Genomic DNA, 15,900 nt, shown 5'->3' with positions numbered 1-15,900 from the left:
TTATACTGCAGTGTAAGTTTTTCGGTCCGTCAATATGATCGGTCGAGCAATAAGCCGTTCAATCGGAAAGCGGGTTTGCCCTGATACACAATCGATCCCTCCTGACGAAGGAATGGTACAAAGTGCCATTCTCAGCGGACTGCCCGGGCTGTGGTGCACAGACGCGGTCTGCCGCTATCGTCGTTGGCCCTTCGAGCCTGGTCGGGGACCCGGGCTCCGCATCGGAGAGCGATGTACTCGCGAAGCCTCGCAAAACACTTGATGCGTTCGCTTTCGTCGAAGCCTTGGGCGGCCAAACAGAACATGTTGAGCGATCCATCGTCAACCGCTTCCACAGCACCTTTGCCTTTCTCGATAGCCAACTGACATCGATATGCGAACACTGCGCGGAAAACCTTCCGCCCGCAGCAATCCGCTCCGTTGTCATGAACGGCTTTGTCCGGCTTGGCCAGAAGCGCCTCCTGGTGAACGAGCGCTTGATGCTCTTTGCCACTGAGGTGGTGCTGACGGAATTCCGTGGGGACACCTCTATAGAGGAAAGCGCGATGCGCGATCCGGATTACGCCCTCCTCCTCGTCTGCGACACGGAAAGCGCGGTGGGCGAAACCGGCACGATCGAGCTTTGGCACAGCATCGCGCGCAACGACTACGCGATCGAAGTCAAAGGCCACGCGAGCGGCGAGGTGTTGCGGGACGGGTTCAACAGCGACCTCAAGGACGTCGTGACGACCGTTTCCGATCTCGGACTGGTGCTCACCCAGCTTCACCTGGCTCAGGCAACGTCACCCTATTGCGCGCTCGCCCGTGATCTTTTCCTCGAAGCCCTGGAACAGGCCGGCTATCGGCAGGCAAGATAGAAGGTAGCACCATGCGGACTTTTGCGAAGCTCTTCGGATCTCTGGCAGCAATGTTGGCGCTGGCAGGATGTGGTCATCAGGTCGAGCGCGGCCGACCACAGCCGCCAGTACCGTTCGCGTATCTTAGCCTCGCAGCTTGCAAAGCCTATCGGGAAAACATCGCCGAATGCCAGCTGGAGTATGGCACCGAATTCGGACGCCAGCGGCTTGGTCCCGTCCAAGACAGCAACTTATCGATGGGTCGTGATGGCGGCCGCTACCAGATCGAGTCCTGCTATCAGGTGACGAGAATACAGACGGAGTTGCCTAATTTCGTGTGCCGAATCTCTGTCCGTGCATCGGGTGCCAACGCCGGTTCGGTCCTGGTAAAGGGCGGGACTGCCGTCCGTCTAGCTCGCATTTTGGGAGATCGCGAACAGCTTCGGTATCGCTGGACCCCGGATCAATGGTCAAGACTAAGGGATTGATTTCCTTTTGGAAGCTCGCCTTCTGACATAGCGCGGTGCCCTGCTAATTATACTCCAGTTAAACTTTAGGGTTGATTTCCACGGCTGAATGCGGTTCAAAATCTTATACCGCAGTATAATTTTGCATTGGTTCAGCCATGGATAGCGATCCGCTTTCGCCTGTGAACAGACCGCCCAAGATATCCTCGTGGAGCGTGCTATGGCTCGCCGGAACCTCGGCTTTTCTGCTTACCGGTTTCGCCTCCGGCCCAGATGACAGTAGCGGCCACATCGTCTTGGCAAAGTCGACGCACGTCCACACCGCCAGCCTGGCGGAGCCGAAGGCCAGCGAGGTGGCGGCCGTGCCGACAAATCCGGAGGCCTCAGCTGCTACTTTGACGCGGGATATCCCAACGATCGATTCTGCCAGCTTCAACGCGCGATTTAGCGGCCCGGTCGTTGACGCGCTTCGGATCAGCGCTGGTCCGCCGGAGTTCATCGGAGGGTTTAGTGACAGCGTCGGGCGATCATCAGAATCAGCCTTTGGCAGCACGAATGACCGTCGGGAGCGCGATGTGCATTCGCTGGTCAGCGTCTACTCGTTTGACCATGCAACCGCCGTTCCGGAACTTGCCGAGCCGACAATCACACCTCATGTCAGCGAGCCACCAGTACAGGTCCGATCGGATCTTTTATCCGGTGTGCCCACGGACTATGCCAAACTTGCTTTGAAGGTTGCCCGGAAGGAGGAGGTGGATCCCAACTGGGTGCTTTCGGTCATGCGGGCCGAGAATGCCGGGTTCGATCCAGATCTGGTTAGCTCCGCGGGCGCCATCGGTTTGATGCAAGTCATGCCACGCATCGGCCAAGCCTTCGGTGCGACCGATCTATCGGATCCGGAGCAGAACATCCAGGCTGGCACGCGGTTTCTCCGCGTCTTGATCGCCAAGTACAAAAATCCTGTGTTGGTCGCCGCCGCTTATAATGCCGGCGAGCCGCATGTCGACCTTCGCCATTCCCTGCCACTGATCCGCGAGACCGCGGACTATGTCACCCGTGTCGTTGGATACTATACCGGCACGGCGGCCGCGCCGGGTGTCACGTCCACAAGTACGGCCTCGGCGTCCCGCCGTACCGGCCGGGCCGACCGCGCAAAATCCCCGATGCTTGTTTTCTCAGCAGTGACTTCGGCCCCACCAGAAATCCGAGCTCAGGGGGCTCGGAATGATCCAGGTGAGCCGGTCAAAATTGTCAAGGAAGAGGTGTTTGAATGAATCCCATCGCGTTCGCAGTCCAGAGCGCCGTTCTCTATGGCAGCGTAGCCTGGTCCTCATTGGCCAAAAGGAGGTGGGTCGGGAACGCCGCCATCGTGCTTGCGACGAGCCTGATCCTGCTCGTCAGCCAGTACGAGCCAGCGGCCGCGCAGAATCTCGATGCCCTTCAAAACGCGGCTGACCGACTTGTGCAGTTCTTCACCGGGCCGTTCGGTCGTTCGGTCGGAGCGATTGCCTTCATCGGCATGTTTCTCGCCGCAGCCTTTGGCTACTGGTCCTGGGGAGCGCTGCTTCGGGTTGGAGGAAGCCTTGCCGGCATGTTTGCCGCCGCCGAGCTCGTCGACTTCCTTGCTGGCAGCGGGTCTTAGGCCATGGCGGGAGCAGGGAATACCGCCGAGGGTGGCGACGACTATATCGAATCCCATCCCGTCATATTGGCTCTCACACGACCGCCGACGGTGATGGGAATTCCGTACACTTACTTCCTGGCGGAATGTTTTGTTTCGCTAATGGTCTTCATGATCCTGGGATCCATCCTGTGGTTCCCGGTCTCCTTCGTCGTCCTCCACAGCATTCTCTACGTGCTCACCGTCAAGCTCGATCTCTGGTTTTTCGAGATCGTCGGGCGCCTCAGCATGTGTGGTGTCAACCCTCTTGGCCGGAAGCTCGGTGGCGGCGTCAGAACCTACGGAGTGTAAGCGATGAACACGATGGCGAGATCGCTGAGAGGCAGTCTGTCAAAGGGTTGGGAGATCTTTGCAGACCGCAATGTGGCGACGCATGTTCCTTTCTACGTCCCGATCGAAAACGGCATCATCCGCCTGAAGAACGACTGCCTCGTCTCAACCCTGAAGCTCACCGGCTTTTCCTTCGAGACGGCGGATATCGAAACGATCAATATGCTGCAGCGGCAGCGCAATGCCGCCTTCCGTGCGATCTCCTCGATCGGCAGCTTCGCACTTTATACTCACGTGATCAGACGCAAGGTTGCGCCGTCGTTGCCGTCAGCCTTCGCCGATCCCTTTATGGAGCGCCTCGATCACGTCTATCAGTCGAGCATCTCGAAAAACGAGATGTTCGTGAACGACACTTATGTCTCGCTGGTCGTGCGCCCCATGTTCCGAAAGGGATCGGCGCTGTCCCGCCTCATGGGTGCTGGCGGCACGATCGTGCGCAAGGAACAGTTCCGCGCGATGCGCGATAAACTCAACGAGGCAACGCGAGCACTTGAGAAATCGCTTTCCGTTTATGGGCCGAAGGTCCTTCGCGACGTGCAACGCGTCCAAGCTGACCTCGGCGAGAACAGAAAAGTCTTCCGCGATGTCTCTGAAGATATGGTCGTCGACGAAGCCGCGCGGAAAATTTGGTTCTCCGAGCAATGCGAGTTCTTTTATACGCTACTGAACGGTGGACGCGTTCGGCCGATCCGGCTGGGCAACATTCCGATCGACGAGATGCTACCGGCCCGCCGGACATCGATCGGCAACCGCATCATTCACCTGCAAGGCGACATACCGGGCGATGACCGCTATGCGGCGATGGTCTCCTTGAAGGAATATCCACCGGAGACGGGCGCCGGCATGCTTGATTATATCCTCAAGCTGCCATTCGAGTTGGTGCTGACGCAATCGATGTCCTTTGTCGACGACATGGCGGCCCGCAGCCGGATCGAACGACTGGACCGGCAGATGTCAAAGGCCGACGAAGGTGGCTCGAGTGTCCAGGCCAATCTCGATATTGCCCGGGACGAACTTGCCCGCAAGCGGGTTGCCTTCACCGAACATCATCTCACGGTGATGCCGGTCGCCAAAGCCATCGCCCAGCTTGACGATGCCGTGGCGCTGATCGGCAACGAACTCGGCGCGCTCGGCGCTTCCTATGTCCGCGAAGACCTGAATGCGGAGCCGGCCTACTGGGCGCAACTGCCCGGCAATCAGGCCTATATCGCCCGGCGAGCGCTGATCTCCACGCTGAACTGCTCGGGTTTGAGCAGCTTTCACGCCTATCCTTACGGCAAGCCTGACGGCAACCATTGGGGGCCGGCAATCACAATCTTTGAGACGACGTCCGGCACGCCCTTCTTCTTCAACTTCCATCAGGGCGACGTCGGGCACACGACAGTTTTCGGCCCGACCGGATCCGGCAAGACCGTCATCATGGCCTTCCTGATCCTGCAAGCCTATCGCGTCAGCCCGCGGCTGAAGACGATCGTCTTCGACAAGGACCGTGGCCTCGACATCATGGTGCGGGCAGCGGGCGGAACCTACATGTCGCTGGAGCCCGGCCAGCCGTCGGGATGGAACCCGCTACTGCTTGATGACACCGAGGAGAACCGCGTTTTCCTCTATGGGCTCCTGAGCTTCATGCTGAAACCTTCCAAGGAAGGCGAAAGCCTGACGCCGCAGGAAGAAGCGATCATTCGCAACGCGATCAAGTCAGTCCTGAAGACGAAGGACAGGTCTTATCGCCGTCTTTCGTCACTGCGGGCGCTGCTTGCCGGCAGTGAGCGGACCGAAGGCAGCCTGATCGCCCGGCTCGACAAATGGGTCGACAAGGGACCCTACGCCTGGCTCTTCGACAACGCGGCCGACGATCTCGATATCTCGCGGCCAATGATCGGCTTCGACATGACGTCGATCCTTGATGATCCGACCGTACGCACCGCAGCCCTTCTCTACATGTTCCACCGACTGGATGCGATCTACGACGGCAAGGCGCCGATCATCAACCTGATGGACGAAGCCTGGAAGCTGCTCGATGACGACGAGTTCAAGCGTACCATGAAGGACTATTTCAAGACGATCCGAAAGCGAAACGGTCTCGTCATCTTCGGCACGCAGTCGGCCGACGACGTGGTGCGTTCGAGCGTCAGCCGCACGATCATCGAACAGACGTCGACCAACATCTTCTTTGCCAATCCCAAGGCTGACGAAAACTCCTACATGGAGCATTTCGGTCTCTCGCGAGCGGAATTCGATTGGGTCAAAAACGGTGATCCGAGTTCGCGCTTCATGCTGATCAAGCAGGCAAAGAGCAGCGTGATCGCTCGCGTCGACATGTCCCACATGCCAGAGTTCATCAAGGTGCTCTCGGGGAGGGAAGAGACCGTGCGCGAAGTCGAGATGTTGCTCGACGAGTACGGCGACGATCCAAAGAACTGGCTCTCGAAATTCTGCGACTGGGATGGGGTGACGGTCGATGAAGCACGCAAAGCACCTTGAGGGAGCCGCGGCCGGCGTGTTGGCCTTGGCGCTGCTCTTTCCCGTTGGCACAGGTCATGCCCAGGTGCCGGTCATCGACCAGGCGCGCCAGAAGATCCAGCAGGCGACCGAGAACTGGTATCAGTCCTATCAGGCCGATACGCGCAAAGTCAAAGGCGCCTCGGGCGGAGCGACCGACAGCGTCGCACCTGGTCAGGGTTCGGGCGCGCCGACGGATTGCTCAGCCGATGGCATAGGGGGAGACACTGCGCCCGCAGCGCCATCATCCCGGACACCAAGCCAGCAGGAAGTTGCCAGCATGGTGCAACAGGAGGCAATCCGGCAGGGTGTCGATCCAAATTTTGCGATGGCGATCGCCGAGCAGGAGTCGCGTTTCCGCCAGTCGGCGCGCTCGGGGGTCGGTGCCACCGGCGTCATGCAACTCATGCCAGGCACCGCCGCACAGCTCGGCGTCAACCCTTATGACACGCGCGACAATATTCGGGGCGGCGTCAAATACATCAAGCAGCTCCAGGGCATGTTCGGTGACCGCTATGATCTGATCGCCGCCGGCTACAATGCCGGACCGTACCGGCAGTCGCTGCAGAACGGTCAGATCCCCAACATTCCGGAGACGCAGGACTACGTCAAAAAGGTCTCCGCCTACTATGCCCGTAACAAGGCCCAGAACGGTGATAACACCCCATCGGAGGGTACAGCCGAGCCAGAAACCGCGAGTTACGCAAACGGTTGCGGCGAGCAGCTGAAGAAGGCGGTCGACCGAAACACGCAGGCGCAGATCGAACGCGGCTCCGTTTGGAACGAGCTGCTTGGGAAATCGATCGCAGCGAACCAGCAATATCTGCAGCGCCTTCAGTCCGGCCTGCAATCCTCGTCGGCTAGCCTTCGTGGCAGTGGTGGCGGAAATTCGAAAGACCATGACGGCTCGCTTGTCATGGCCGAGATCCGGTGCCCGACCAATATCATCGATACAGGTGGCACTCGTTGCTTCGCTGTCCCGTCCAACGCCACCACAGAACAGATCCAGCACTGGCTGTCCGACCTGCAGGATGAGGCACGTGCAAATGGCGCGGTCGCGACCTTCACGGCATTGCAGGACCCGGCACTTGGCCTCGTCACGGTGGTCGATTCCAGGCCGACGGCAAATTAGCACAGGAAAGGTTAGGCACATGAAAACAGCAATGATCGCAGCGGCGCTCTCCATCGTTTCCGTCGCTCAGGCCTATGCACAGGTCCCCGTCAAGGACTCGGAAAACATCTCGATCAGCGAAGAGATCAAACGGCTTTCTTCGGAGATCCAGCAGGACACGTCAGTCGTCAAGGACAACACCACAAAGACCTTGGCGGCGATCACTGGCGACCGAACGCAGGATGCGAGCCAGTTTGCCAAGCTTGCGACCGGCAATGGCTTCACCATGGGACAGGCGCCGGATTTCAGCACGGTGCTATCGAGCAACGCAGCCGTGTTCGGCGGTATTAACGGTCAGTTCCAGAATACCGCGGCCAAACTGATCAATGGCCTCAACCTCGTGAAGATGGTGGTCGATACCGTCAAGGGCGGTGAGCTCTCCGGCGCCAATCAGGCCTATTCTCAAGGGATCAACGCGTTGACGACGCTGACTGCGCTGACTGACGCGATGAACAGCGCCACCAAGGACCGGCAGAATTCGTTCATGCAGGCCACCCAGCAGATTGGAACGGCGAAGGATCTGAAAGGGGCGCTGGAGCAAAACACCCAGATGGTGCTGCAGGGAAATCAGACCGCCAACGAAGCCGTCGGCTCGCTCAACAACCAGGTCATGCTGCTGAACCAGCAGTATAAGGCCGCCCTAGCAACCTCGTCGCAAAACCTCAAAACCTTCGCGCCGCTTCCCGACAGTGTCATGCGTGACGGCGGTACTCAGCCGCAGGGTACGTCTGTTCGCGATCAGCTGAAGGCATTCGAGGATCAGAACCAGTGAGGGCAGTTCTTGTGTTGGGGCTGATCGGTGCGGTGCTCGTCGGATGCGCCGGAAAATATGAGCAGCTTGCCAAATGCTCGGCCGACGACAATCCGGTCCCGGCCCTCGGCTTCGTATCCGAGCCCACGACCACCGTCGCTGAGAATGCGCTCGCGGGCGCCATCAAGGACGATTGCGGTCCTATGCGACCGGTGAACAATTTCCAGGATGAGACATGGATCCCGTCAGCTACGCGATAAACTTCTATGGCGATGCGCTCCGATATTTCGACAAGATCAACGAGGCGTCGCTGGAGCGGGCCTGGGGGCTGTTTGCCGAAAACAGAAACCTCGTTTCCGCCATCCTGGCGATCTTCCTGACCCTCTACTTCCTTTGGGGCGCGCTCGGGCTATCGAGCGTTTCCCTTCAAGACATGGCAATCACCGCCTTCAAGATCACGCTCGCCTATACTCTCATCATGTCTTGGGCGCTCTTCTACGACAATATCGGACAGTTCGTGCTGTCGGCCCCGCAGGATCTCGGATCGGCCATATCCTCGGCGATGGGCGGTCAATCAGCCGGAGCAGACATCGCCGAGCAAGTCGCGAGTATGGCTCGCAAGGTCTACGACTTTGCCATGCAGCTCTTCAATTCCTACGAATCCGGATGGCTGCCGAATGTGACCGGCGCCGTCGTCGTCTTTATCGTGCTGGTCTTCGGCCTCCTGCCGATGCTGCTGATCCTCACCGGCGTCACCCTCTTTGCCAAGATGATCACCGCCGTCATGCTTGCCATCGGTCCGATCGCGATCCTCTGCTATTTCTTCGGCATCACCCGCTTTGTCTTCGACGCCTGGGTGAGGGGCGTCGCCTACGGCATGTTCATGCTGCTCTTCACCTACATCATGGCCGGCCTGTCGTTCGGCTTTCTGATCGGCATGATGGACACGATCAACGGCGACATGGCGACCAAGGAGAATGCTCTGGCGATCGTGCTCGCCATGGTGCTCTATCTCGCGCTGATCTCCTATTTCATCTTCCAAGTGCCGGATTTCGCGCGCAGCTTTGCCTACGGGGCAGCCTTCTCTGGCGTCCCGGGCGGGGGCGGCGTGGACACGGCCTACTATGCCGCACGCCGGCGCCTCTCTTCGAGCAATTCCCGCGCCGGGCAGGCCGCGGCCATAGCACTCAGCACGCTGGCCGGACCGAGGGGCGCCGTCACGGCTGCAGCGCTTGCGGGCCGCAGCAGTGTCGCTGGCGTCGGTGCGCTTGGTCGGATGCTCACCAATCGTCGGCGCAGCAGCGAATGACGCGGAGGCGGCAAGGATCACCGATTTTACTCATTGCGAATTCGAGGTTTGAAACTTGGCATTGTTCAAAAGGCAATTGAAAGCGGCGCCGGCCGATCGTGTGCCGGGACCACAAGAGATCTACGATCAGCACCTCTCCTGGGGCGAGAAGAACCGGTCGCTGCGGACTCTGATCGGTCTCATCCTGTTGGTTTTCGCGGTGGCGGGTTGGTTCGTGGCCGGCGTTCTATCCTTCTCTGTCGCGCAGCTCTTTCCACTGGTGCGCACCGAGGTCGTGCCGCTCATCGTGGACAAGAACACGGGCTACATGGAGACGGTGACCACGCTCGACAAGGACCGGTCGAACGTTTCAGAAATCCAGGCCGTCCGCGCTTCGTTCGTCGGCAATTACGTCATACGTCGCGAGACCTATGACCCCCGCTATTTGTCGGAAAACTTCGACATGATCGCTCTTTGGTCGGACCCGGATTCCCCGGCCTTCAAGGACTATTCGGAGTGGATGAACCCTTCCAATCCACGAGGTCCGGTCAAGACCATGGGAACGACGGGCGAGATCAGACCCGAAATCCTGTCCGTCAATCCGCTCAATGCCACCACAATGTCGGTGCGCTTCGAGACCCGGGAACGGCGCCGCGGCGGCGATGTGGTCAATCGCTGGTCGGCGACGATCCGCTACCGCCAGATCAATCTCCCCGCCAGCAACCGGGTCCGGCTTTATAACCCCCTCGGCTTTGTCGTCACCGAATACGTCAAGGTTCCCGAGACGATGCCTTCGGGGCTAACCCCATGAGGCGGGTCAGGGTCGGGATAATGCTGTCACTGCTTCTGACGGCCCCTTCGGTTCATGCGGAATTGACTGCCCGGCCCGGCAGGCTCGATCCGCGCGTGCGGACCTTGCCCTATTCGGCTGAACAGGTCTTCGTCGTCACCGGGACTTACGGGATGGTAACGACCATCCTCTTCGGTGCGGACGAAGAGGTTACCCAGGTGGTTGCGGGGGACACGGTTTCCTGGCAGATCCTGACATCGGCCGACCGGCGCTCACTCACCCTGAAGCCGATGGAAAAAGACGCGCCGACAAACCTCTCCGTGGTGACGACGAAACGAACCTATTCGTTTGATCTTGAGGTCAATGACAGCAAGTCCATCCAGAACCAGACCTTCAAGCTGCGCTTCATTTATCCGGAAGACGCCGGGTTGAAGGGCACGGCCGAACTGTGGAAACAGGCGCAGGATGCAGAGCGCAATCCCAACATCAAGAACATCCGCCGCGACAAGGTCAATTACGACTATGGCTTCAAGGGCAGCGATGCCGCCAAGCCCTTGTGGGTGTTCGATGACGGTCTGAAGACCTTCATGAAGTTCACCGGCGACGTGCCGGCGATCTTCATTGTCGATAACAAGCGGCGAGAGAGCCTCGTCAATTATCGCCGTGAGGCTGACTACATCGTCATCGACACGGTCTCGCGGCAGTGGACGCTTCGGTACGGTACCGAGAACGAGACCTGCCTATTCAACCTCAGGACCGCTCCCGCCGATGTGCCGGCGCCGATCGAGGGTGCTGTGGCGCCGAAGCGGCTCGGCTCGTCAGGTGCTGGCTCACCATCAAAATCACGATAGGGAGGCACGATGTCTGATCCGAACTATCATTCGATAGACAATGACACCGCCATCGGCGGTCAGGTAAGGCGCTCCGGGGTTGGGTTGATGCGGCCAATCGCCGTGGTGGCGGCAATCGCCGGCGTTGCTGTGGTCCTCTATTTCCTTTTCTCCGGCGGCGAGCGGGAACCGGCGATCGACAATACGCCGCATGAAGAATTCCGCCCGGTGCAGGCGCCCAGAAACGAAGGATTCAATCCGCCGGCTCCGCCGCCTTTGCCGACGGTGCAGGTACCGGAGGCGCCACCCCCTCCGCCGCCCCCGCCACCGGCGCCCGTCATCCCGGCCCCGGCCCAGGTCGCGCCGCCGGTCGATGTCGACTGCTCGAGGGGTAAAAATCCTGACGATCCCAAATGCATCGAGCTTGCGAGGCAGGCTAAGCTGCTTGAGCGCGTGCGCTCCACCGCTGTCGTTTTCGATCAATCGGAACGCACAGGCGGGGCGGCAAGCACTTCGTCAGGTGCCACGGGAGCCGGCTTGTTCGGTGCGAACGGCTCAACCGCCACGCCCCCCGGCGCACCGTCGGACGCGGGAGGTGCTGTTGATGGCGATCGAGCCTTCCTGAAGGCCATGGGAGGGCAGGGGGTTCAGGTGTCGGTTGCCGCCGAGAACCGCCGTATCGATGCCTGGATCCCACAGGGCACGATGATCCGCGGCACATTGGAAACGGCCATCAATTCCGACCTCGCCGGCATGGTGAAGGCGATTGTCCGTGAGGATGTCTACTCCTTCGATGGCCGGCGGATCCTGATACCCGCCGGCTCCTCGCTGATCGGCGATTATAAATCCGGCGTCGAACGCGGGCAGGAGCGCCTGCTCATCGTCTGGACGCGGATAATCCGGGGCGACGGTGTTTCGGTCCAGCTCGGCTCCTACGGCACGGATCGTCTCGGCCGTTCCGGCATGACAGGTGCGGTCGACCGGAAATACTGGGAACGGTTCGGGCCGCCGGCGCTGATGACGATGATTGGCGGGGTCACGCAATACATTGCCCAGCTTGGTCAGAAACAGGATCGAAATATCACGATCGTCAACACGGACGGAACCGTTACCAGCATCCCCCAGGATAACGGCACGACCTCGCAGGATCGGGCGCGCGAGATCGCCGCCGAGACGATCGCATCAGGGATCCAGCAACTTGCGACCGAAGCCTTCCAGGACACCCGCAATATCCGGCCGACGATCCACATCGCCCAAGGCTCCGACATCACTGTCTTCGTCACCAGGGACCTTGATTTCTCGGATCTATATCCGGACCCGGTGCGCGAGGAATTCGACCGCCTGCGTCGAAAGAGGTCCGCCAAATGAACGCGCACCAACCCATCTCCGCCGAGCAGCACTTTCTCTCCGAGGCGCTCGAGCCCATCAGACAATTTCTCGACGATCCCGCGGTGGTGGAGATTTCCTGCCAACGCAGCAACGAGATCTGGCTCGAGCGGATAGGCCAGCTCAGCATGGTGAGGCAAAAGGTCGACGGGCTCGATCAGGAGGCGATCCGTCATATGGCGTCGCGGGCGGCCTCGTTCACGAAGCAGACCATCAATGCTGAAAATCCGCTGCTCTCGGCGACACTCACCAACGGCGAACGCGTTCAGTTCGTGCTCAACCCGACCTCTGCCACCGGACATGTTTTTTCGATCCGCAAGCAATTCATCCGGCGCTTCGATCTCGACGACTATGAGAAAGCAGGCGCCTTCCGCTTCACCAAGGTCACAGGTGACGACTATATCGATGACGTCGATATTGAGCTGTCGCGCCTGCTGCGGACGGGGCAGGCGCGCGCCTTCCTGGAGCTTGCGGCGATCAACCATCGCAGCATGTTGATCTCGGGTGGCACGTCCACCGGCAAGACGACCTTCCTCAATACAATGCTGACAGCCATTCCCAACCATGAGCGTTTCATCATCATGCAGGACACGGCCGAGCTGGAACCGCGCCAGGAAAACGTCGTCTCGCTGCTGGTCTCGAAGGGTGCCCAAGGAGAGGCGCGAGTGACGATGACCGACCTCTTGGCCTCCGCGCTTCGCCTCAGGCCAGACCGGATCTTCATGGGCGAGCTGCGCGGCGACGAAGCTTTCGACTTCCTGAATGCGATCAACACCGGGCATCCTGGATCGATGTCGACCATTCACGCAAACTCGCCGCATCACGCGTTCAACCGGCTTTCGACGCTGGTGCTGAACAGCAATGTCCGCATGGAGCGCGACGATATCATCCGCTACATCCGCTCGATCATCCCGATCGTGGTGCAGTTGAAAAAGAGCGATGCCGCCGGCGGTCGCGGTGTCAGCGAGATCTATTTTGCCGACGAGGTGGACGAAGATGGCAAGCGTATCCACGGACGCAGAGGCTGAACGCCCCAAATGGACGAAGCTCCAGGAGGCCTCGGCCTTCACCTTCCCGGTCGCCGTTCTCGGCGCCGTGGCGATATGGCTGATGTTCTTCACGCTGATCTACGAGGGCTATGTCACATCTTTCGGGTCGGCCTCCTATTACGATTATGTCGGGCAGGCGCCTATTCTCGACGGCATTGCCTACACATGGTCGATCATTCGCACGCGGAACACCATCGGGCTCTCAATCCTGGCGTTCGTTCTCGCTTCGCCGTTTCTCTTTTTCCTGCTGACCCTCTGGATGCTGAAAGCGGGAAGGGCGCTGTCGCGTAAAATCCTCTACCTCCTGCATGTGAGGTCGATGTTCACACTGATTGCGCATACTGCACTGATATTCGCTGCTGCCTATGCCGCTGTCATAGTTTACGGAACTGTGTTTTATCTCGTCGCAAGCAAAGCCGGTGGGTTGGCCGGAGTAGCTAATTATTATGGCGCGCATCTTGCGGCGATGTATCAGGCACCCTTTGGAGCCACCGACGCGGCCGGGACGCTCCAGCGGCCGCCACGGCAGACTGTGTTCGCCGCGCTCGCCGGTCTGGCGGCCGCTGGAGTCGCGGTTGGGTTTCCGATCGGGGCAGCAATCCAGAAGCGCCAGCGCATGATCATGGGAAAGGCAAGACTGGCAACCCTGAAGGATGCCGCTGATTTCCGGTTGCGTGATAAGCACGGCATCGTTCTGGGTCTCAAACAGGGTCTACTTCTGCGCAACGACGGCGATCAGCATGTGATGGTCATCGGCTCCCCGGGACAGGGCAAGTCGCGCGGCTTCGTCATTCCGACGATGATGAGTTTCAAGGGATCGCAGATGGTCCTCGACATGAGCGGCGAGCTGTTTGAGGAGACGTCGGGTTATCTGAAGGATCAGGGCTACGAGATTTTCCTGCTGGCGCCAGGCTCCAAATTTACGGACGGCTATAACCCACTCGACCTCATCAGCGCCGACCCGAACCAGCGGATCACCGACCTGCAGAAGCTCACCCAGATGCTGTTGCCGGAGCGTCTGCGCTCCGATTCATCGGATTTTTGGGAGGAGAGCGCCAGGATCCTGCTGACAGCCATGCTGGGTTTCGTGCTGGAGTGCCCCGATACGCGGAAATCGCTCAGCGAGCTCTACCGCATTCTCAATTCGATGTCGGATGAACGCAAGGCGATCATCCAGCTTCTGGAGAATTATGAGCTCGTTCTTTCCGATCAGACCCGCATGCAGCTTACAAAATTCGCTGGTCGACATGAAAAGCTGGGCGAGGGGATTGCAGCGGAGATCGTCGCCAAGCTCAATTTTCTGCAGAATCCCCTTGTGGAAGCGCTGACCTCTATCACCACGATCCCGATCGACACGATCAGAAAGCGGAAATTGGTGATTTTCGTCCAGGCCGACTGGAATGCGATGCAGATCTACGAGCGGCTGATTTCGATGTTCATCCAGCAGATGGCCGACAAGCTCGTGCAGATGGGACCGTTGCGCAACGGCGAGCACGAAGTGCTGATGATGCTAGACGAGTTCGGGAATGGCGGGCGCATAGATACTGTCCTGACGCTTGCACCATTGATCCGGAAGAACGGCGTTCGCTTCGTCTTTATCCTGCAGGATGGCGCGCAGCTCGAACGACTGTATCAGCGGTCCGGGCAGAAGATCCTGATGGGCGCGTCCACGATTAAGTTGTTCATGAACTTCCAGAACCAGGAGGACGCAGCCGCCGTCTCTGCCGCAGCCGGCAGGACGACCGAGTGGGTCGAGCAATCCTCTTACTCACACCGCCATGGTCGCAGGCAACGGTCCATCTCGAAGGTGCCGGTGTCGGTGGACCTGCTTCCAGTCAATACGCTGATGATGATGAAGCCGGAGGAGGCGATCCTCCAGGTTACCGGCATGCCGCTCATGCGCATCATGAAACTCGATTCCGGGGGAGAGCGGACGTTTTCGAAGGTGCGGAAGTTCAAGCCGGTGACCAAACCGTGCATACAGCCGGTCGAATGGACGACCGCCGACACCGAAGCCTTTAGACGCGATGCATCGCGGCTTGAAGCCGCTCTATCCCAGGCAACCGACAATAGCTTGCCGGCGGGTCGAGTCGTTGATCTTGTTGCCGTGAACAGGCCGCAGCAGCCACAGAATGTTCGCTTCATCGTCAAGCAGGGCGTCCGACACGTCTATATTTCTTCGCTCGATGAACTTCGTCAGCGTCTGGATCTCGACGAAACTCGCGAAGCCGGACGGAGGGAGGAAGAACTTCGAGATGACGAGCGTACCCAGGTGCGGAACAAGAAAATCGCGGCACCGGGCGGACACGGAGATGACGGCGGGGCAGCAGGAACGACCACCCCCGTCCAAGTTGATGACTTCGAAACTGGGATAGATCAGGCGAAGTTGGATCGCAGTCGCTATCCGGGCTCGCCACTAGGACCAGGCAGTCGAGTGCAGCGACCTCCGGATAGTCAGAACGAAGCTGGAAATCCCGCCACCGCAGGCATCCTGCGACGGCAGGAGGTTCGCGGCGCCTTCGGGACGGACATCAAGGCCCTGAATGATGCAATTTTTGAGCAGGCGGACGCGGGCTCGTTCGACCCGATGGAGCTGAATGCGGATGTCGAGCTCCTGATCGGAACCCTCTGCGAGCGCCTGACGGAAGATAGCTCGAAAGCATTTCTGCGCGAATTTGCCGATCGTGCTCGCGATCCGCTGAGTGAAGAAGGACCGCAATACGACGACGAAGATCGGTTTGCGTAAGCGAATAGGATGCTCCGAACCCCGGCGTGCAGCTTGGCGATCTAATTGCGGCGTTGACCTGTGTCAATTGGGA

At 59.5% G+C, this 15,900-nt stretch carries 14 protein-coding genes; all 14 read left to right on the top strand.

Features of this window, described 5'->3' with window-relative positions; all coding sequences use genetic code 11:
* Positions 1–122: 122 nt before the first annotated feature.
* The 14 genes from ABOK31_RS35130 (at position 123) to ABOK31_RS35065 (ending at position 15,827) form a co-directional block, all read left to right on the top strand.
* The gene (locus ABOK31_RS35130; protein ID WP_349963133.1) at positions 123–857 is read left to right on the top strand and encodes a hypothetical protein; all 735 of its coding nucleotides are present in this window, start codon (positions 123–125) and stop codon (positions 855–857) included.
* Between the two features lie 604 nt (positions 858–1,461).
* A complete protein-coding gene (locus tag ABOK31_RS35125) occupies positions 1,462–2,577 on the top strand; it encodes a transglycosylase SLT domain-containing protein (protein ID WP_349963132.1) in 1,116 nt (371 codons plus the stop codon).
* Positions 2,574–2,945 (top strand): TrbC/VirB2 family protein, encoded by a 372-nt coding sequence (locus ABOK31_RS35120; protein WP_349963131.1) that lies wholly within the window; start codon positions 2,574–2,576, stop codon positions 2,943–2,945. Before ABOK31_RS35125 ends, ABOK31_RS35120 begins: the two co-directional genes overlap by 4 nt.
* 3 nt (positions 2,946–2,948) lie before the next feature.
* Positions 2,949–3,275: a VirB3 family type IV secretion system protein gene (locus ABOK31_RS35115; RefSeq protein ID WP_349963130.1), complete on the top strand. Its 327-nt coding sequence runs from the start codon at positions 2,949–2,951 to the stop codon at positions 3,273–3,275.
* Positions 3,276–3,278: 3 nt separating this feature from the next.
* Complete coding sequence (locus ABOK31_RS35110; protein ID WP_349963129.1) at positions 3,279–5,798, top strand: VirB4 family type IV secretion/conjugal transfer ATPase; 2,520 nt, start codon at positions 3,279–3,281, stop codon at positions 5,796–5,798.
* Positions 5,776–6,948, top strand: a complete 1,173-nt coding sequence (locus ABOK31_RS35105) for a lytic transglycosylase domain-containing protein (RefSeq protein WP_349963128.1) — start codon at positions 5,776–5,778, stop codon at positions 6,946–6,948. The genes ABOK31_RS35110 and ABOK31_RS35105 overlap by 23 nt, the downstream gene beginning before the upstream one ends.
* 19 nt (positions 6,949–6,967) lie before the next feature.
* On the top strand, positions 6,968–7,759 hold the full coding sequence (locus ABOK31_RS35100) for a conjugal transfer protein (protein ID WP_092718392.1): 792 nt from the start codon (positions 6,968–6,970) through the stop codon (positions 7,757–7,759).
* On the top strand, positions 7,756–7,998 hold the full coding sequence (locus tag ABOK31_RS35095; RefSeq protein ID WP_349963127.1) for a hypothetical protein: 243 nt from the start codon (positions 7,756–7,758) through the stop codon (positions 7,996–7,998). The genes ABOK31_RS35100 and ABOK31_RS35095 overlap by 4 nt, the downstream gene beginning before the upstream one ends.
* Complete coding sequence (locus tag ABOK31_RS35090) at positions 7,974–9,047, top strand: type IV secretion system protein (protein WP_349963126.1); 1,074 nt, start codon at positions 7,974–7,976, stop codon at positions 9,045–9,047. The genes ABOK31_RS35095 and ABOK31_RS35090 overlap by 25 nt, the downstream gene beginning before the upstream one ends.
* A 55-nt stretch (positions 9,048–9,102) precedes the next feature.
* Entirely contained in the window at positions 9,103–9,837 is a 735-nt protein-coding gene (locus ABOK31_RS35085) for a type IV secretion system protein (RefSeq protein WP_349963125.1), read from the top strand.
* 20 nt (positions 9,838–9,857) lie between these two features.
* A complete protein-coding gene (locus ABOK31_RS35080) occupies positions 9,858–10,667 on the top strand; it encodes a TrbG/VirB9 family P-type conjugative transfer protein (RefSeq protein WP_349963299.1) in 810 nt (269 codons plus the stop codon).
* A gap of 9 nt (positions 10,668–10,676) precedes the next feature.
* Entirely contained in the window at positions 10,677–12,014 is a 1,338-nt protein-coding gene (gene virB10 / locus ABOK31_RS35075) for a type IV secretion system protein VirB10 (RefSeq protein WP_349963298.1), read from the top strand.
* Positions 12,011–13,060 carry a P-type DNA transfer ATPase VirB11 gene (virB11, locus tag ABOK31_RS35070; protein WP_349963297.1) on the top strand — a complete coding sequence of 350 codons (1,050 nt, stop codon included), beginning with the start codon at positions 12,011–12,013 and terminating at the stop codon, positions 13,058–13,060. Before virB10 ends, virB11 begins: the two co-directional genes overlap by 4 nt.
* Entirely contained in the window at positions 13,029–15,827 is a 2,799-nt protein-coding gene (locus ABOK31_RS35065; protein WP_349963295.1) for a type IV secretory system conjugative DNA transfer family protein, read from the top strand. Before virB11 ends, ABOK31_RS35065 begins: the two co-directional genes overlap by 32 nt.
* Positions 15,828–15,900 lie beyond the last annotated feature (73 nt).

It is taken from the genome of Rhizobium sp. ZPR4 (genome assembly GCF_040215725.1).
In the GTDB taxonomy this organism is placed as follows: Bacteria; Pseudomonadota; Alphaproteobacteria; order Rhizobiales; family Rhizobiaceae; genus Rhizobium; species Rhizobium rhizogenes_D.
This window is presented reverse-complemented; position numbering and strand designations above follow the sequence as displayed.